This is a genomic window from Grimontia sp. NTOU-MAR1, from assembly GCF_035758505.1.
GTDB classification, from domain to species: Bacteria; Pseudomonadota; Gammaproteobacteria; order Enterobacterales; family Vibrionaceae; genus Enterovibrio; species Enterovibrio marinus.
Map to the genome: position 1 here is coordinate 1,184,277 of NZ_CP142109.1, position 18,291 is coordinate 1,202,567.

The window sequence follows — 18,291 nt, forward strand, 5'->3', positions numbered from 1 at the left end:
GACAGTCTTTTTTCATTTCTTGAAGTTTGTCCACACTAATCGAATAGATAAAAATCGCATTCCTTCCAGCCATGATCTAAATCAAAGTAACGTATGCGGCTCGACGGTCTAATGCACTACATATTGTAGTCCTGTCTTTGAATTGACCCATATTTGGTATTTGTTGGCGTCATTCACATTTTCGTTTAGGTCGATTGGATCTTGCTGGAACCTTATTCGATATCGGTCAAGTAACGCGAAATGGCGAGCTTTTTCATCGATATGGCTGACTACTTTCCCGGATGTGACGACTACTTGCCACTGATTTTCTTTCCCTTGTAGTTACAGAGGGACGATTTGTTGAGGAGCTATTTGTGAAACCTGTTGTCATCAAACGCGATGGAGGCCGCGTACCGTTCGAGCGCCACCGCATTCAGGATGCGGTACTGAGCGCGGCATTTGCAGTAGAAGACATGGATCAAGCCTATGCAGCAGCAGTCGCAGATGGCGTGCTCGCGCAGTTTATGCGCAGCGATGAAGTGGATATCAATCAAATTCAGGATGCGGTTGAAAACCACCTGATGGCAGGGCCATACAAGGCGGTTGCCCGTGCATACATTGAATACCGACACGATCGTGACAGCATTCGTGAGAAGAAAAGCCGTCTGAACCATGAAATTCGTGGTCTGGTTGAGCAAACTAACTCCGACATCCTCAATGAAAACGCGAACAAAGACAGCAAGGTGATCCCAACCCAGCGTGACCTTCTGGCAGGTATCGTGGCGAAACACTACGCCAAGCAGTACATGCTGCCGAAAACCGTTGTGCGTGCCCATGAGCAAGGTGACATTCATTACCACGATCTGGATTACGCACCTTTCTTCCCAATGTTCAACTGTATGCTAGTTGACCTTGAGAACATGCTGACGCACGGTTTCAAGATGGGTAATGCGGAAATCGACACACCGAAATCCATCCAGACCGCGACAGCAGTGACGGCACAAATTATCGCGCAGGTTGCCAGCCACATTTATGGCGGTACAACGATTAACCGTATTGATGAAACCTTGGCACCGTACGTTGAAATCAGCTACGAAAAACACCTGATGGTGGCGCGCGAGTGGGATATTCCTGACGCGGAAGGTTACGCCCTTGCGCGTACCGAGAAAGAATGTTACGACGCTTTCCAATCGCTGGAATATGAAGTGAACACCCTGCACACTGCGAATGGTCAAACGCCGTTTGTCACATTCGGTTTTGGCTTGGGTGAATCTTGGGCAGCGCGTCTTATTCAACAGTCTATATTGCGTAACCGTATTGCAGGTCTGGGCAAGAACCGCAAAACCGCGGTTTTCCCGAAACTGGTGTTCAGCCTGAAATCTGGTCTGAATCTGAAAGACGGCGAACCAAACTACGACATCAAAAAGTTGGCATTGGAGTGTGCGTCAAAACGCATGTATCCAGACATCCTGAACTTCGACAAAGTGGTAGAAGTGACAGGTTCATTTAAAACCCCGATGGGTTGCCGAAGCTTTCTGTCTGCATACGAAGAAAACGGCGAACTAATCCACGAAGGCCGCAATAACATTGGCGTGGTTTCTATCAGCCTGCCGCGTATTGCGATTCGTGCAAATGGGTGTGAAGAAACCTTCTACAAACTGTTGGATGAAGTCTTAGCCGTTGCCCGTGAAGGTTTGGACACCCGTATTGCCCGTCTTCAAGGCGTAAAAGCTCGCGTTGCTCCGATCCTATACATGGAAGGCGCGTGTGGTGTTCGCCTGAACCCTGATGATGACGTGAGTGAAATTTTCAAGAACGGCCGTGCCTCGATTTCTCTTGGTTACATCGGTATTCACGAAACCATGAATGCGTTGTACGGCGTGGAAGAGCACGTTTACGATTCAGAAGCACTGCGCGAAAAAGCACTGAACATTGTGAAATACCTGAAAGCGGCAACAGACACATGGAAAGATGAAACCGGATACGGCTTTAGCTTGTACAGTACGCCAAGTGAAAACTTGTGCAGTCGCTTCTGTAAGATCGATACCAAAGAGTTCGGTGTGGTGAATGGCGTGACAGACAAAGGTTACTACACAAACAGCTTTCACTTGGATGTTGAAAAGAAAGTGAACCCATACGACAAGATTGATTTCGAGATGGCTTATCCAGCTATCGCCAACGGTGGTTTCATTTGCTACGGCGAATATCCGAACATTCAGCACAACGTAGAAGCGCTGGAAAACGTTTGGGACTACAGTTACGAGCGCGTTCCATACTACGGCACGAACACGCCAATTGATGAGTGTTACGAATGTGGCTTCACTGGTGAGTTTGACTGCTCAAGCAAAGGCTTTGTTTGCCCAAGCTGTGGTAACCATGACTCAACTAAAGTGTCAGTGACTCGCCGGGTTTGTGGCTACCTGGGCAGCCCGGATGCGCGCCCATTCAACGACGGCAAGCAGGAAGAAGTTAAACGTCGCGTTAAGCACATGTAAGCGAACGAGAATGAACTTCCACCAGTATTATCCGGTTGATGTAGTTAACGGCGAAGGCACACGTTGCACCCTGTTTGTGTCAGGGTGCGAACACCAATGCCGAGGCTGCTATAACCAAAGTACCTGGTCACCATCGTCTGGCGAGTTTTTCGATCAGGCGATGGAAGATCGCATCATTACAGACTTAAATGATACCCGCATCAAGCGTCGTGGGTTGTCTCTCACTGGTGGTGATCCCTTGCTTCCAGCAAACCTCATAAGCGTGTTGAATTTGGTTCAACGCGTTAGAAACGAATGCGAAGGCAAAGACATTTGGATGTGGACGGGATATACACTGGCGAACCTCTCCGACGCACAGCGTGAAGTGGTGAACTATGTGGATGTGCTTGTGGACGGTAGATTCGAGAAAGATTTGGCAGATCCTTCACTTCCTTGGCGAGGCAGTTCGAATCAAGTCGTACACCGTCTGACGTGATATTAACACAGTGCCAGCTAAAATTTGTTAGTGTCCTTGTAACGCCGCTTCATTAATTGCGGCGTTGTTATTTGCTAGTTGGTATTAAACTGAAATTCAGATACTTAGTGTAGTTTTCAAGTCGTTACGAACTTTCGATAATGCGCATTGTCCATCTCTATGAATTTGGCGTTACCACAAGGACATCGCAATGAAACAACGTATTGCCGCCTTCTTATTGTTTCTCTTATTGAGTCCACTGACATTCGCGAATGCTGCGAACAGTTCTGAAAGCTATGAGTACCTACAAGACGGAAAGCTGGTGATGGGTGAAAAAGAGTGGGTGAGGGTTGATGACATCAATGTTGTTGCCAAAGCCCGTGTGGATACTGGCGCAACAACCTCATCAATCAGTGCTATCGATATCAAGAAATTCAATCGTGACGGGCAAGAATGGGTGAGTTTCCGGCTGGCACACGACGGCAAACAAAGTGAGTTGATGGAATTCCCTGTTGTCAGAACAGTACATATTATCCAATCCAGTGCCGAAGGTTATGATCGCCGTTACGTGGTCGAAATGCCTATCACCATCGGAGATGTCACTGAAACCACGGAATTTACTCTGCGTGACAGGCACCACCTGAATTTCCCTGTACTGTTGGGACGCACATATTTGAAAGATATCGCGGTAGTGGATGTCAGCCGTCAATACGTGCAACCAAAACCCGGGAATCTGGGTCAGTAAATCTCACTTGACGAATTTACAGCCAAAAGCGCATTTCAATCTGACTGAGATGCGCTTTTTTAGTTGCGACTTCAACAACATTTAGTAATGTAGCTTCATTAACAAACAGCACAGCCGTTAAATAAGGAAGTTATCGAATGTTAGATCTGCTATCTCCGGCGCAACAAGACCCGATCTTGTCTCTCTCCATCGCTTTCCGTGAAGACAACCGAGCAGAAAAAATGGACCTCGGTATTGGCGTGTATAAAGATAGTCAAGGCAACACCCCGATTATGAAGGCGGTGAAAGCAGCGCAACAACAATTGGCAGGTTCACAAACTACCAAAAGCTATGTTGGTTTGGCAGGCAGCGAAGCTTATAACCAGGCGATGACCAACCTGTTGTTAAAAGGCACAGATGGTTTTTCGCGCAGTGCAGCAGTGCAAACACCAGGTGCAAGTGGCGCGTTGCGTATGCTGGCTGATCTGATGTATCTGGCAAAACCTATCACCACTGTCTGGATAAGCGACCCTAGCTACGTGAACCATAAGCCGGTGATGGAAGCGGCAGGCTTAACGGTTAAGTTTTACCCGTACTTCAACGTAGTGACCAAGCAGGTGGATGCTGATGCTATGCTGGATGCACTGGCAAATGCAGGGCCTGATGATGTGGTTCTGCTACATGGCTGCTGTCATAACCCGACAGGGGCAGATATCCGCCCTGAACACTGGCAGGCGATTAATGAACTAGCGCAGAAGAACGGTTTCACACCGTTTGTCGATATTGCTTACCAAGGTTTTGGTGAAGGTCTGGAAGAAGATGCGAATGGTTTGCGCCTCCTGGCAGATTCTGTGGAAGAAATGCTCATCGCTACGTCTTGCTCCAAGAACTTTGGCCTCTACCGCGAGCGTACAGGTGCAGCGATTGTTATCGGGAGGAATTCGAAAGAAGCAGGCAACGCGAAAGGACGCATTCTTCAGCTCGCGCGCGCAACTTACACCATGCCGCCAGATCATGGAGCTGCGATTGTAGAAACCATCCTGACCAACGACGAACTGACCAAGCAATGGAAAGACGAGCTGGACGTGATGCGTGGACGAATCACCACACTGCGTGACGGTTTGAGTTCGGCATTGGCGTTGCGCACAGGTGACAACCGCTTTGACTTCATTAAAGAACACAAAGGCATGTTCTCCATGTTGGGTTTGACGCAAGAGCAAGTGGCAAAGCTGCGTGATGATTTCGGTATCTACGCGGTCGGTGACAGTCGTATCAACGTGGCGGGCTTAACCGAAACTCGAATTGATTACCTAGCTGACGCGCTTATTGCTGTTTCAAAATAATTAGATTTTCTTCTAATGAAAAATAAAGCCAGCGTTTGCTGGCTTTGTTTTTTTAATTAGATTTCTTTTCCTTTCCTTTCTTTATTTTTCTTTAAACACTAGGCTGACATTGACAGGCACAGTGCTGGAAATGTCAATATTTCCGACTGTCTCTGAAACTGCTTCTAGGTTTTCTTTAGGTATACCAAAAATCGCACCACTGATAATTACTGGTTTGGTGGTGAATGCGAATATATTGTCGCCTGATTTAACAATATTCATGTTAAGAGTGACTTCCTTAGTATTACCAAACAGAGTGACCTTTGCCGGAATTACTTGTTGAAGCTGAGTGCCGTTTTTATCCAAACCTTCCATGGACACCTGACCTTCTACTTTCAGCATAGGAAATTTCTTAGAGTCAAAGAAAAGATCGTTAAGACGTTGATTACGAATAGGAATGCCTGTAGAAATCGAAGAGAGTGGTGCAGTAACACCGAAATTTCCAGAGGCGTCGACAGAGCCTTCAATACCGCTTAGGTTGGCAGGCTCTACAACATAAGACTTCTTGATGGTAGCGAAACTGATTGATGAAGCTTTACTGTCTAAAGCGTAATCGTTCGAGGCAAGAGCGAGAGAAGGTGATAAAGACATAGCCAATAGTATTGCCGACGACATACGTTTCATTTTTAATTCCTTTTTATTGATTGACTTTTTATCTTTGTTGACAGTAGACAGTTTGTAAATTTTTTTATTTCGATTTTTCTTTTCTAAATTTTCGATTGATTACTATCTGTTTCAAGTGATTCAGAAATAAAACAGTGGAAATGATGTTTTTTATCCTAATAACTGACGACTTAAGTGGCGATAATTCAACCTGACCAAGATGACGAACATATCAATCAAATGCTAGTATGTGTTTTCAAACTAGATATGGTAGTAACCTAATGAAAATACATCGAATTAACCCTACAAAACGTTGGTCAGATGTGACCGTGTTCAATGGCATTGCAAACTTTGTAGAAGTGCCTGAAAGCGACCTCAGTGCAGATATCAAAGGTCAGACACAACAAATATTTGCACAGGCAGAAGAAATGTTGGCGACAGTGGGCGCAGACAAAACCCGAATTCTATCTGTCACGATTTACATTACTGACTTTGCAAATCTCGAAGCATTAAATGAAGTCTGGGATGACTGGTTTGAAGAAGGCACAGCACCAAGCCGAGCATGTGTGAAAGCGGAACTGGCTGACCCAGATTATCTAGTTGAGATGGCGTTTGTAGCTGCTGCTGGCGAAGAGTACCGTTAACCTGGAGCCTTGTCGCCTGAAATACAAACGCTCAGCAAAACGGCTGGGCGTTTGTATACCCAAACAACCTGAATCCTGCATCTTCAGGTCGTTTGGGTATATATCTTGATAGAGCAAATTTAACTTTACACACGATAGGTTGAGAGCTGATCGTTCATTTGTGTCGAGAGTATTCGAAGGTATTCGCTGGCCTTTTGGGTTTCTTCAATATACTTAGTATTTTCTTTACTGATAGAGCCAATTTGAGAAACGTTGTGGTGAATTTCGTCAGCCACGACATGTTGGTCGCTTGCGACATTGTTGATGGAAACATTTGCCTCTGTCAGCATTTTTACAGCTGATAAAATTTGCTCTAAAACTTCACCCGCAGACTTGGCTTCCTCTAAATTAGAGACAGAAATTTCGCGGTTCTTTTCCATTATCGAGAGCATCTCATGGGTACCGTTTTGAAGTCGGTCTATCATCACCCGGATCTCTCCGGTCGAATCCTGCGTTCTGCTGGCAAGTGATCTCACTTCATCGGCGACTACCGCAAAGCCACGACCTTGCTCACCTGCTCGCGCAGCCTCGATGGCTGCATTCAGTGCTAACAAATTTGTCTGTTCTGCAATCTGGAGAATCACGTCAAGAATGCCACTGATATCGCTTGTTGCTCTGGCTAGCTCATTCACGACAGTGGTAGACTTAGCCATGGATTCGTCTTGGCTCTCCAAGCTCAAAATCACGTTTTGAACCACAGCGTTACCGCGCACTACTTCTTGGTCCACTTTGTTGATAGCGTCAGAGGCAGAATTTGCACTGTCGGTGACTGATTGGGCGGAATTGGTTAGCTTTAGAATTGAGTCTTCAGCACGATCGACTTCTTGATTCTGTTTACTCATTGCTGTTGATGAGTGAACAGCAATGCCAGCGAGTACCTCAGATTCTGAAGAGAGTTTGTTCGATGATGCCATCACCTCTTTGATGGTATTTTGAATTCTTTCAAGAACTTTATCGAAGTGCCTTGCCATGACACCGAATTCATCTGAAGCATTAGAGTTAAACCGTTTGGTGAGGTCACCTTTACCTTCCGCTATATCCTTAATGGTCGCGATAAAGGTATCAAGAGGTTTGGCGACAATTTGCTTCATTACAAAAAAATTAACCAGCAGGAATACAATCACAAAACAGACGACAACGGCGAACGCTTTAAGCGCTGATTTGAAGATCAATGCAGAAACGTCCTCATTAGGATAGGCGATCACGACTTCGTAGCCCCATTTATCATAAGGAAATCGAGCAACTGACCATAAGTCTGGGTTAACATTCAGCGCCAGTTCAACCATTGCAGTATCAACGGAGTCCGAATGCATTCTGACGCGTTCTTGATTGTCCAAGAGTGCAACAAAACCGTTATTCAGTACCTTGGATTTACCAATGGCAGAAGCCAGTTGCTCTAAATCTGCTGAATACCCAACATACCAAATGCCGATCACTGAGTTTTGTTGGTCGAAAATCGGTTCATAAGCAGTGAGGTAAGGTTCTCCGAGAATATCAATTTTTCCGTAAAAGGCTTCCCCGGCTTTTATTTTCATATCGACAGCGCCACCGGGGGTTAATATCGTACCTGTTGCGCGTTTGCCTTTCTTTTTGACATTGGTGGCGACTCGCACAAATTCAGAACCATCTTTAGCGAAAAGAGTTGCTGTTCCCCCCATGGTGCTGGTTATCCTGTCCACAAGATCAAAGTTATTAGCTTGCGGATTTCCACCAAGATAGAGGTTTAAAGCTTCTCTGCTGTTGACTGTGACGCTTTCACCAAGACGAGGAGGACCTAACTCCTGACCTTCTCTCTTTAGTAGCGCCATGCTAGCGCCAACGCGTTCCATTATCAGGCTATGTGTTGTGTCCATTAAGCCAATTAAATCATGGCTGAGGTTTTCCTTTTGGACATACACACTTTCTTTGATGTGATTGGACTCGTTAATATTGGTCAGTACAAATGCAATAGCACTGGCAATAATGCCTAAGGTAGCTATGGCAGCAAAGAATTTACGTTGAAGAGACATTCTTTGAACTCCTTGTGAACCCTCGAAATAAAATTCGGAATGAAATAATGTGGTTGCAAGTAAAATGTTTCTAAATGTTTCGTCATGAATGAATTCTAGATTCGAGTGTCAAGAAATTTGGGTAATACCGAACAAATATCGGTAAAATGTATTAAAGATGAGAAATTTAGGTGTCAAAACATATAATTTTAATCAAGTGGTTGCGTATAAATACAAAGAATAAGATTACAAACCAGACTAGCTTTGTTCATGAATGGGTATTTGATGGAGGAATAAAGGTCGTTGCTTCACCTTCTCCCTTTGTCATGCCTGAACTGGCAAAGGAAGATGCCATCGATCCGGAAGAAGCTTTCATCGCTGCCATTTCCAGTTGTCACATGATGACCTTTCTAACCGTAGCGGAGAAACAGCGTTTTACGGTCGATAGCTATACCGATGAAGCTATCGGTACGTTGGGGGAGTTAGAGAATGGCAGAACAGCTGTTACGGATGTGGTACTGAAACCAAAGATTGTTTTCTGTGGTGATAATCAACCCACATCTGAACTGGTGGCAAAGATGCACAAACTGGCACACAAGCATTGTTTTATCGCCAACTCTGTGACCACCAAGATCACAGTTGAAAGTGATTAATCGTCAAATCGCTCATCGATAAAACGTTGTGACGGAACGAAATAATTAGTACCTGTTTTCGCTTCCACAAAATCAAGCAGCTTGTCGTAATCGCCGTTCTCATCGGCGGTGATCATCTGTTTGAGCGACGTTTCTACTACAGATGAAGACGCCGCGAATCCAACAAACATGGTACCGTGTTCAATGGCATTGCCGTAAGGACGGTTCTGGCGATACATTTTAATTTCCTCGCCACCCACTTCCACCTTACTTTTCTCATTGTGTGCCCAAGCTGGCTTTTCATCGTCACTGAGTTCAATATCATCCATCTTAGTGCGACCAACCACTTTTTCTTGTTGTTCGGTAGGCAGAGCGTCCCAATCCTGATGACGGTCGATATACCTTTGCACAGTGAGATAGCTACCTCCGATTTCGCTGTCATTGCCTTCCTGCACCAACACAGCTTCTGCGCGTTCCTTATCTAATGGATTTTCTGTACCGTCGACAAAGTCAATCATGTCACGGTTATCCAGATATTTGAAACCTTGAATGTCTTCAGTCAGTTCTGCTACATCCGCCAAGGCACGTGCTGCGTATTTGGCGACCTGAAAGTTCAGATCCTTACGTTCTGATTTCACCATCAGAAAAATATCGCCCGAGGTGGAAGGGAAAAGGCGAGGGCCGTCCACCAGTTCTCGGAAGTCATGGAGCTCAGCAGGCTTTGGTATATCGGGAAACAAAATGGGCCAACTGTTGGCAGAAAAGCCGATAGTGACAGATAGACCTGCGGATGTGTCTTTCTGTCGAATAGATTTCTCAATACCCGGTAGCTGTGAAAGTGCCGCGTTAACTTGATCGATATTGAGCCACTGATCTTTCAGAGAGAAAGTCAGGAATTCAGCGTGAGTACTTGGGTTAGACAATACGCCTGGTTGCGCCAGCGACACTAGCTCGTTCATACATCTTCCTGTTGATATAAGTTTGAAATCCCAGAGAGGATAGAACAACCAAGAGTATCTGTATGGGGTACTATTGAGACGCCAGCAAATAATAGAGGAAAACCCACAACAAGCTTGCTGATGTCCCGTTTTACATACATAAAAGATTCATATTATTAGACTTATTCGACATGCCCATCTAGGATAAATTTTTCAGAATGGATTCAGTTGCATATAGGGAAAACATGCTCTGGCACAAGATTCAAAACCAGCTAAAACTTCACGATATTAGCCTCATCGTCGGCCCCAACCGCTCAGATAAAACCAAGTTCCTGGTTGAACAATATGGTGATATGCATTTCGCCATTGATATCTCCAAAGCCACGCTTGCCTACTGCGGAGGCGACACTACCATCACTGATGCCGAATGGCAGCAAATTGTACAACGCGATTACCCATTTATCACCGTCGATGATGCCCATCTTTTAAAAACAACTGATCTTCTCAAGTTGATTGAAGTTGCTGTCGAAACCAAAAAGCGTCTTTATATGTCATGCAATGAAACCATTGTTTCTGATCTGCCAGCATTGTTGACTCATGCCAAAAAACACCGCCTTTCTGTGGTGAAGCTAGACAGACTGACTGCAAATGATGTGTGCGCTTGGGTTTTGGCGGAGTTTGGGTGAGTTATCGCGTCTTTTATCGTTGTACTAATCAGGTTCAGAAAGCTGAGGAACGCTATGCTATTTTAGAAATGACACTCAAAACTTTATGTATATACCTAAAATAGTAGTGTTCAACCCGCCCAAAGAGAGGACCTTAATTCGCCCAATTCTTCGTTAAATTCCGAGGGAATAGAACGTTCCTCAAGAAATTTGCCTGAAATTAAACGTATTCATGACCTCTGATTATAAGCATCTTCAGGTTTCTTAGGTATATGGTGGCAATGACTAAATTGGTGAATGGCTATTTATTGCTATTATAACTGCCGCCGAAAAAAGAATGATTCCTCCTAATCTGTTTAAGCATGATGGGCACTTATGCATAAAATATAGAAATTTGTTAGCAGTAACTGCATATGTCATGACCCATATAAAATCTAAAACAACCATTGTGGGACACATCACCATCATTTGTGGTAACAATGGTTTAGTAGTGTCAATAAACTGAGGGAAGAATGCGGTAAAAAATACTATGGCCTTGGGGTTACCCATTGCTACAAAAAAACCACTAAGATATAGCTTCTGGGCAGAAATAGAGTTTAGTGAAGGGAGTGACGTAGATGAATCTATCCTCTGACTACTAAAGAGCATCTTAACTCCCATATACAGTAGTGTTATTACCCCAAACCATTTTATTGCGACAAAGGTCATTTCAGAGCTAGACACTATAACTCCCAAGCCAGTCGCTACAATTATCATCTGTATTAAGTTAGCGGATATATCACCTAGGGCAGTAAAAATAGTTTTTCTTGGGCCATATTTAACTGAGTGGACCACACCCAACAAAATACTAGGTCCAGGTGTCATTGTTAAGATAAGTGAGGCTGTGATGAAAACTAGCCATGTATCAATAGTCATTTTGTTTCTCCTGAGGACAAAGTACCTACGCCTCAAAAGCGCAATAATCTGAGCCCATGTTTAGTTATGCTTCCTTGTAAGAAATCAGTTTGATGACATACTGATAGATATAAAAATAACCTGAGGTTATGGATGTAATGATTGAACAATTGGATAACATGCCATCATTAGTCCCCAAACTGCTATTGCAACTGCTAGAAAGGGGCAGCATTACGAATGCGGCTATGATGTTGGGAGTTAGCCAGCCAGCTGCAAGCAAAGCTCTCAAACGCGCTGAACACATCATTGGTACGGCGTTAGTTAGAAGAGATAACCGCCCTTTACTTTTAACAGCGGAAGGTAGGTTAATTGCAGAGTATGCCAAACAAAAACAGCAACAGGAGGCAATGCTCGTACAGCAACTTAGGACCATTAAGAAAGATGGAGCCGGACACATAAAAATTGCATCTTTTGGAGCATCTGCATCTACGCATATCCTTCCCGATTTAATTCGCACTATGAGCCAACGCCTGCCGCATATCAGGGTCGATACTTTAGAGTTTACTGATATAGAGGCCTTGTCTGCATTAAGAGAAGGTAGGGTAGATTTTGCGGTAATCGTGGACAAAGAACATTTAGACCTAGACATAATACCGGCTACTATTGATCGCTTAGTAGCTTTAGTTCATGAAGATGATTCTTTAGCCAAACAATCCACGCTATCGGCAGAAGATATATTGAGCAGAGACTTTATCTTAACAAAGGGGGGAGCGAGTCATTGATAAAAGAATGGTTCTCTAGCTCACATGCTTATCTCAAAGTAAAGCATACTGCAATGCAACTGACTTCAATACTCGCCTTAGTTCGAGCTGGGTTAGGTATTTCCATTGTTGCAGAACTTGCCGTCCCGGATGTTCATCCGAATGTTCGTGTAATCCCACTTTTGCCTGAGCATCCTCGCAGGATTTGCTTGGCTAAAAGAAGCGGCAGTTTTTATTCTAATGCTGCAAGGTGTGCGTGGGAACATTTTCAAACAATATACGCATAGAAATCACTAACCGCCGTCATTGTATATTGGGGTGTTATTTTTTGTTAATGATGCTTATGGCGATCTCAAAGAAGTAAAATGAATGCGGAGAAAGTGTCCACACTTTTGTCAGTGCTCTCTGTTTTGGTAAGTTTATGTCCAACAAAAAGCCCAGCATCAGCGGGGCTATTCAATATCAACTCATACTCTTAGCGTTTATTTTTCAAATAGCGCTTACGGCGTTCTTCTTTGTGTTTCGCTTTCTCTTCTGATTTCTGTGCTGCAGCTTCTTCCACTTCAACCAGTTCCTGGCTGATCATGTCTGGATGTTCCAAAGTGATTAAACCCAGAGCGCCGTTGCGAAGGTCGTTGATCAGTATCTCTGAAGCTTTGTGCAGGTCAATACGGCCACCAGAACGCAAACAACCGCGTTTCTCGCCGATCGCTTCCATCAGTTCTACTTCAGTTTCTGGTAGCTCTTCGATGTTGTAACGCTTTTTCAGCAGTTCAGGGTAAGCCTTGGCCAGATATTCCACGGTGTAGAACGCCACTTCGTCGTATTCCATCGCGGTGTCTTTCACTGCGCCAGTCGCAGCTAAGCGGAAGCCACTGTGTGGGTTTTCAACTTTTGGCCACAGGATCCCTGGGGTATCAGACAGCACTACGCCGTTTTGCAGATTTATTCGCTGCTGCTGGCGTGTGACAGCCGGTTGGTTACCGGTTTTCGCGACAACACGGCCAGCCAATGTGTTAATGATTGTAGATTTACCAACGTTGGGAATACCCATGATCATGGTTCGAATGTTCTTGCCTATTTCTTCACGGTGAGGGGCAAGCTTACGGCAAAGATCCATGATTTTGTTGACTTCACTGGTCTGCTCGGTAGTGATAGCCATCGCTTTTACGCCTTGCTCTTTTTCAAGGTGTTCTAGCCATCTGGCAGTCATTTCCGGGTCAGCGAGATCGCGCTTATTTAGCACTTTGATCACAGGCTTGTCTTTGCGGATGCGGCGAATCATCGGGTTTTCGCTGCTGAACGGAATACGCGCATCCAGTACTTCGATAATCACATCGATTTTCGGTACCACTTCTTCGATTTCTTTACGCGCTTTGTGCATGTGGCCCGGGAACCACTGGATGGAATTGTTAATCATGCGAATGATTGCCTTTGTAATTCTGTAAATGCGCCAGTCTGTTTGCACCGGGGCGAAAAGTTGCTGTGGATTTTAGCACTTAACGAAGACTTGATAAAAAATAACTGGAAGAACTGAGCGAGAGTGGCGAGAGATTAGCCGATTTGTTTATTCCACTTTTTGAGTGGGTCCGCGTTTGCCGGGGTTAGCGGCGAAAAAGTCTTCCAAACGTTGTGGCATGCCTAGATGGAAGCCCTGAAAATAGTTGATATGTAGAGCGCGCATCGCTTCGTATTCGTCCTGGTTCTCAATACCTTCAACCAATAATTCCGCATTCACTTCCTTCGAGAGGGCGATGGCACGGAGCATTGCTTCTACTTCACCTTCGACATATCGTTGCACCAAAGAGCGGTCTATTTTAATCAGACTCGGGCGGATCATGCGCACACGCATTTCTTCTGAACCTTCAACGCCATAGTCATCAACAGCGATTTGGAAACCGTTGTTGATGGACTGAGTGGTTGCAACAGACAGTGAAAGGGTGTCGGCATGTAGGTGTTCAACCACTTCTAGCACAACGTGATGACGCGGAATACCAAGCTCAGCGAGGCGTTTTACCATCAGGTTTTGGTTGGAGAAGGTTTCAATAGAAGCGACAGCGGAAGAAGGTAGCATGTTCAGGAAGATTGAGTGATTGCCAGCGAATGATGAGAAGTTTCTGAGGTGAATAACGCGGGCAAGTTTGTCGATGCTAATCTGATTTACAAAATCTGGGTGGTCGTGGTCGAGTTTCCGAAATAGGTGTGAAGGGCAGGCTGGTTCCCCATCTATTTTTCTGGCCCGAACCAGTGCTTCAAATCCGAGTACAGTGCCATTTGCCCTAAAGATGGGTTGGAATGCGCTCCGGAGCTCCAATCCATTGAAGACAGCCATGACGTCGCCGTTGTTGTCGTCACGCAAACACTCTTCAAATTCCGACTGTGTCCTTAAGTGCTTTACCACGATTGCCTTACCTCTAAATGACATTCAAGCGATGTTACGACAAAGCGCACTTTCGGAAAATGAATCATTAGTTCGATGAGTGAATTAATGTGATCTTATCCGAGGGATGTGTGTATTTCGACCAATAAAAATAGCCTGATAGGCCTAATCTTACTGGGTTATATTGAATATGTTACATGTGTTTCATATATGAGTGTAGATTCGATCTTGCTATCAGTGAAATGACCTTGTTGGCTCTCTTCGTAAAAACGAGATGTAAACAAAATGTTACGCGCTGGTGTTCCGTAAAACCTGCCTGAGTATTTTCCTCTGGATGCTGAGCCGCTATCGTTTTTTGTAGATACAAAACAGGGAGGTGTTGCGATGAAACAACATCAATACGAATCTAAACCACTGGATTCTAGAGGTCATGTTCATTGGACCGATGAAGAGAATGAGGTCTGGTCTAAGCTCGTTGCCAGACAATTGGACTGCATTAATGGCAAGGCATGCCATGAGTATTTTGAAGGGCTCGAATTGCTCGATTTGCCCAAAAACCGTGCGCCTCAAATTCCTGTCATTAATCGTGTACTGGCAGAAACCACTGGCTGGCGGCTCGAGCCTGTTCCCGCTCTGATTGATTTCGACCACTTTTTCGCACTGTTGGCGTCAAAACGATTTCCGGTAGCCACCTTTTTACGCAGCCCAAAGGACTTCGACTATTTGCAGGAGCCTGATTTCTTTCACGAGATTTTTGGCCATTGTGCCATGCTGACGCATCCTGCCTTTGCATCTTTTACCCAGCACTATGGAAAACTCGGCGTGAAAGCGTCTAAGGCTGAGCGCGTATATTTAGCAAGGTTGTATTGGTTTACTGTTGAGTTTGGTCTGATTCAAAGCGGAGACGGCTTGTCTATTTATGGTGGAGGGATTTTATCTTCGCCCGCTGAAACCGAATATGCGTTTAACAGTACTGAACCCATCCGGAAAAAGCTGGATGTGACCGATGTAATGAGAACGCCCTATCGCATCGACATTCTGCAACCCATCTACTTTTATTTAAATACGCTCGACGAATTGTACGAACTCGAAAAGCTGGACTTGCTTGAATGCGTTAGTAGGGCGAAAGCTCTTGGACTACATGCGCCACTTTATCCTCAGAAAATCGCATAAATAGGGAGAACGAAATGGAACAGTTATCTGAACTACAATGTGAAGCCTGCCGCGCTGATGCCCCTCGAATTGACGGAGACGCGGCCGCAGGGATGATGTCAACGCTGCCTGAATGGCAACTTCTTGATGTGGAAGGTATCAACCAATTACACCGAGTGTATAAGTTCCGGAATTTTAAACTGGCCTGGGCATTCGCAGACAGGGTGGCGGAGTTGGCTGAAGCCGAAGGGCATCACCCCTCGATTCTTCTGGAGTGGGGAAGCTGTTCAGTGACTTGGTGGACCCACAAGATTAGAGGTCTCCACAAAAATGATTTTATCTGCGCAGCGAAAACGGATTTGCTGTTCGAAGATTGATATTCGCTGAAAAGTAAGAAAGGGGCGCAATGCCCCTCTGTTAAATGCTGCACCTCAAACCTCGCTCCCTTATTTCTGCCTTGCGCATCGGCATTTCATCAATAATCTGTACCATTTCGTCGATATCGAAGCCCTGGCGCCAGCGCGCTTTTTCTGTTCCATCTTTTCCTATTAACACAGCAGTGTGTTCGTTGTTTTTCACGCGATATTTATTCATCAGTTTGATGATCTCCTGGGAAGAAAACAGCCCGCTAGAATCAGAGAGGTCGTTCATATCCAGAATCAAAGTGTGCAGGTCTCTGTCGTCTATCTGACATTGATAAACCAATAACTGGCGCTCAAAGGAGGCAACAGCGTCGTCAAAACCTTTGGAAAAGTAGATGAGTGTGCGGTGTGGTTCAATCAGTCCATAAACCGGATAAGCAAGCGTGGCTGTGCTGCATATCAGCCCACTTACGACCATCCAGAAATAGGTTAGGTGCTTCATCATACACGCTCTTCCTGCAAGAACATGTTTATCACTACGTAAGCTTAGTTCGTCCGGATTGATCTCTCCTTCTTACTCACAAAAACTATCGAACGATGCTCCATAAAAGTGCAGTGATAAAACACTTACTAAGAAGTAACTAATATGGTGCGATGCTTGAGTACCTGTGCACCAATGTTACGCATTAACGTTTTCCTCTCTTCACCTGTAGCGTCGGACGCTCTGTGAAAACCTCCTTTTAATTCAATTGATTGCAATATATTTGCGAGGGATATCTCGTTGGTGGCAAGGCTTTTGCTCAAGGATTCCCCAGATACTCAAAAGGAGCTTTTGCAATGAAAGGGAAGAAGTTTGCATTAAATTGGGTAAGTGCTGCAGTGATTGCGGGTGCTGGCATCTCATTTCAGGTTGTCGCTGAAGAAGACACCATCAAAGTGGGTGTCTTGCACTCGCTATCTGGAACGATGGCGATCAGTGAAACGACGTTGAAAGACACCGTGTTGATGATGGTGGATGAGCAAAACAAGAAAGGCGGCTTGCTAGGCAAGAAGCTGGAAGCCGTTGTGGTTGACCCCGCCTCAAACTGGCCGCTGTTTGCAGAAAAAGCACGCGAACTGATTGAGAAAGAAGAAGTGGACGTAGTGTTCGGTTGCTGGACATCCGTTTCACGTAAATCTGTCTTACCTGTATTCGAAGAGCTTAACAGCCTGCTGTTCTATCCGGTTCAGTACGAGGGTGAAGAGTCCTCGAAAAACGTGTTCTACACTGGCGCTGCGCCTAACCAACAGGCCATTCCTGCAGTTGACTACCTGAAAAAAGATCTTGGCGTTGAGCGCTGGGTTTTGGCTGGTACTGACTATGTTTACCCACGTACGACCAACAAAATCCTCGAAGCCTATTTGATTGATAGTGGTGTCGCCAAAGAAGACATCATGATCAATTACACTCCATTTGGTCACTCTGATTGGCAGTCAATCGTTGCTGACATTAAGAAATTCGGCGCTGCCGGGAAGAAAACGGCGGTGGTTTCTACCATCAACGGTGACGCCAACGTGCCTTTCTACAAAGAGCTTGCCGCTCAAGGCGTAGAAGCGGAAGACATTCCAGTGGTTGCATTCTCGGTTGGTGAAGAAGAGTTATCTGGTATGGACACTTCTGCGCTGGTGGGTCACCTCGCAGCATGGAACTACTTCATGAGTGTTGAAACTGACACCAACGACGAGTTCGTTGAGCAGTGGCATGCCTACATCAAAGACGACAAGCGCGTGACTAACGACCCTATGGAAGCCACTTACCTTGGCTTCAACATGTGGGCGAAAGCGGTTGAGAAAGCAGGCACCACAGATTCTGAAGCTGTTCAGGAATCCATCATCGGTGTGACTGTACCCAACCTGACTGGCGGTTACGCGACCATGATGCCTAACCACCACATCACTAAACCTGTATTAATTGGTGAGATTCAGGATGACGGCCAGTTCGTGACAGTGTGGGAAACCCCAGACGTCGTTGCGGGTGATGCCTGGTCTGATTACCTCACTGGGTCAAAAGATCTGTTTGCAAGCTGGCTGAAGCCAATGTCTTGCGGCAGCTTCAATGTCACCACGGGCCAGTGCTCAGGTGTTGCTGAATAAGTTTTAACCTCATCAATCAGGGTAGGGAGTCCGAAGAGACTCCCGCTCGGAAGATTACTTCCAGTT

At 45.3% G+C, this 18,291-nt stretch carries 17 protein-coding genes and 1 pseudogene; 11 read left to right on the forward strand and 7 right to left on the reverse strand.

The window, feature by feature from the left end:
• Window positions 1-353 precede the first annotated feature (353 nt).
• The 4 genes from nrdD to VP504_RS23340 all read left to right on the forward strand — a co-directional run bounded on the left by nrdD (window position 354) and on the right by VP504_RS23340 (window position 4,995).
• Window positions 354-2,474 carry an anaerobic ribonucleoside-triphosphate reductase gene (gene nrdD, locus VP504_RS23325; RefSeq protein ID WP_325894428.1) on the forward strand — a complete coding sequence of 707 codons (2,121 nt, stop codon included), beginning with the start codon at window positions 354-356 and terminating at the stop codon, window positions 2,472-2,474.
• Between the two features lie 10 nt (window positions 2,475-2,484).
• Window positions 2,485-2,949: an anaerobic ribonucleoside-triphosphate reductase-activating protein gene (gene nrdG, locus VP504_RS23330; RefSeq protein WP_325894429.1), complete on the forward strand. Its 465-nt coding sequence runs from the start codon at window positions 2,485-2,487 to the stop codon at window positions 2,947-2,949.
• A gap of 190 nt (window positions 2,950-3,139) precedes the next feature.
• A complete protein-coding gene (locus VP504_RS23335; protein WP_325894430.1) occupies window positions 3,140-3,673 on the forward strand; it encodes an ATP-dependent zinc protease family protein in 534 nt (177 codons plus the stop codon).
• A gap of 137 nt (window positions 3,674-3,810) precedes the next feature.
• Window positions 3,811-4,995, forward strand: coding sequence for an amino acid aminotransferase (locus VP504_RS23340; RefSeq protein WP_325894431.1), 1,185 nt, complete (start codon window positions 3,811-3,813; stop codon window positions 4,993-4,995).
• An 81-nt stretch (window positions 4,996-5,076) separates the two neighbouring features.
• Here VP504_RS23340 and VP504_RS23345 read toward each other — a convergent pair whose 3' ends face one another.
• Window positions 5,077-5,658 (reverse strand): YceI family protein, encoded by a 582-nt coding sequence (locus VP504_RS23345; RefSeq protein ID WP_325894432.1) that lies wholly within the window; start codon window positions 5,656-5,658, stop codon window positions 5,077-5,079.
• A 260-nt stretch (window positions 5,659-5,918) separates the two neighbouring features.
• Here VP504_RS23345 and VP504_RS23350 point away from each other — a divergent pair, with 260 nt between their 5' ends.
• Window positions 5,919-6,281, forward strand: coding sequence for a RidA family protein (locus tag VP504_RS23350; protein ID WP_325894433.1), 363 nt, complete (start codon window positions 5,919-5,921; stop codon window positions 6,279-6,281).
• A 125-nt stretch (window positions 6,282-6,406) separates the two neighbouring features.
• Here VP504_RS23350 and VP504_RS23355 read toward each other — a convergent pair whose 3' ends face one another.
• The gene (locus VP504_RS23355; protein ID WP_325894434.1) at window positions 6,407-8,329 is read right to left on the reverse strand and encodes a methyl-accepting chemotaxis protein; all 1,923 of its coding nucleotides are present in this window, start codon (window positions 8,327-8,329) and stop codon (window positions 6,407-6,409) included.
• 170 nt (window positions 8,330-8,499) lie between these two features.
• On the opposite strand from VP504_RS23355, the gene VP504_RS23360 reads away from it, so the two are divergent.
• Window positions 8,500-8,961 carry an OsmC family protein gene (locus VP504_RS23360; protein ID WP_325894435.1) on the forward strand — a complete coding sequence of 154 codons (462 nt, stop codon included), beginning with the start codon at window positions 8,500-8,502 and terminating at the stop codon, window positions 8,959-8,961.
• On the opposite strand, the gene VP504_RS23365 is transcribed toward VP504_RS23360, so the two are convergent.
• Window positions 8,958-9,899: a Dyp-type peroxidase gene (locus VP504_RS23365; RefSeq protein WP_325894436.1), complete on the reverse strand. Its 942-nt coding sequence runs from the start codon at window positions 9,897-9,899 to the stop codon at window positions 8,958-8,960. The two genes, VP504_RS23360 and VP504_RS23365, sit on opposite strands and share 4 nt — an antisense overlap.
• 197 nt (window positions 9,900-10,096) lie before the next feature.
• Here VP504_RS23365 and VP504_RS23370 point away from each other — a divergent pair, with 197 nt between their 5' ends.
• Window positions 10,097-10,564 (forward strand): hypothetical protein, encoded by a 468-nt coding sequence (locus tag VP504_RS23370; RefSeq protein WP_325894437.1) that lies wholly within the window; start codon window positions 10,097-10,099, stop codon window positions 10,562-10,564.
• A 264-nt stretch (window positions 10,565-10,828) separates the two neighbouring features.
• Here VP504_RS23370 and VP504_RS23375 read toward each other — a convergent pair whose 3' ends face one another.
• Window positions 10,829-11,458, reverse strand: coding sequence for a LysE family translocator (locus VP504_RS23375; protein ID WP_325894438.1), 630 nt, complete (start codon window positions 11,456-11,458; stop codon window positions 10,829-10,831).
• Window positions 11,459-11,595: 137 nt separating this feature from the next.
• Between VP504_RS23375 and VP504_RS23380 the strand changes: the two are divergent.
• A pseudogene (locus tag VP504_RS23380) lies at window positions 11,596-12,485 on the forward strand (LysR family transcriptional regulator).
• A 188-nt stretch (window positions 12,486-12,673) separates the two neighbouring features.
• Here the strand turns inward: VP504_RS23380 and ylqF are convergent.
• Window positions 12,674-13,618 carry a ribosome biogenesis GTPase YlqF gene (ylqF, locus tag VP504_RS23385; protein WP_325894439.1) on the reverse strand — a complete coding sequence of 315 codons (945 nt, stop codon included), beginning with the start codon at window positions 13,616-13,618 and terminating at the stop codon, window positions 12,674-12,676.
• Between the two features lie 147 nt (window positions 13,619-13,765).
• The gene (locus VP504_RS23390; protein WP_325894440.1) at window positions 13,766-14,599 is read right to left on the reverse strand and encodes an EAL domain-containing protein; all 834 of its coding nucleotides are present in this window, start codon (window positions 14,597-14,599) and stop codon (window positions 13,766-13,768) included.
• A gap of 363 nt (window positions 14,600-14,962) precedes the next feature.
• On the opposite strand from VP504_RS23390, the gene phhA reads away from it, so the two are divergent.
• The gene (gene phhA, locus VP504_RS23395) at window positions 14,963-15,751 is read left to right on the forward strand and encodes a phenylalanine 4-monooxygenase (RefSeq protein WP_325894441.1); all 789 of its coding nucleotides are present in this window, start codon (window positions 14,963-14,965) and stop codon (window positions 15,749-15,751) included.
• Window positions 15,752-15,765: 14 nt separating this feature from the next.
• The gene (locus VP504_RS23400; protein ID WP_062715327.1) at window positions 15,766-16,107 is read left to right on the forward strand and encodes a 4a-hydroxytetrahydrobiopterin dehydratase; all 342 of its coding nucleotides are present in this window, start codon (window positions 15,766-15,768) and stop codon (window positions 16,105-16,107) included.
• Between the two features lie 40 nt (window positions 16,108-16,147).
• Here the strand turns inward: VP504_RS23400 and VP504_RS23405 are convergent, their stop codons facing one another.
• Window positions 16,148-16,597, reverse strand: coding sequence for a DUF4174 domain-containing protein (locus VP504_RS23405; RefSeq protein ID WP_325894442.1), 450 nt, complete (start codon window positions 16,595-16,597; stop codon window positions 16,148-16,150).
• Window positions 16,598-16,929: 332 nt separating this feature from the next.
• On the opposite strand from VP504_RS23405, the gene urtA reads away from it, so the two are divergent.
• Complete coding sequence (gene urtA / locus VP504_RS23410; protein ID WP_325894443.1) at window positions 16,930-18,225, forward strand: urea ABC transporter substrate-binding protein; 1,296 nt, start codon at window positions 16,930-16,932, stop codon at window positions 18,223-18,225.
• Window positions 18,226-18,291: the final 66 nt, after the last annotated feature.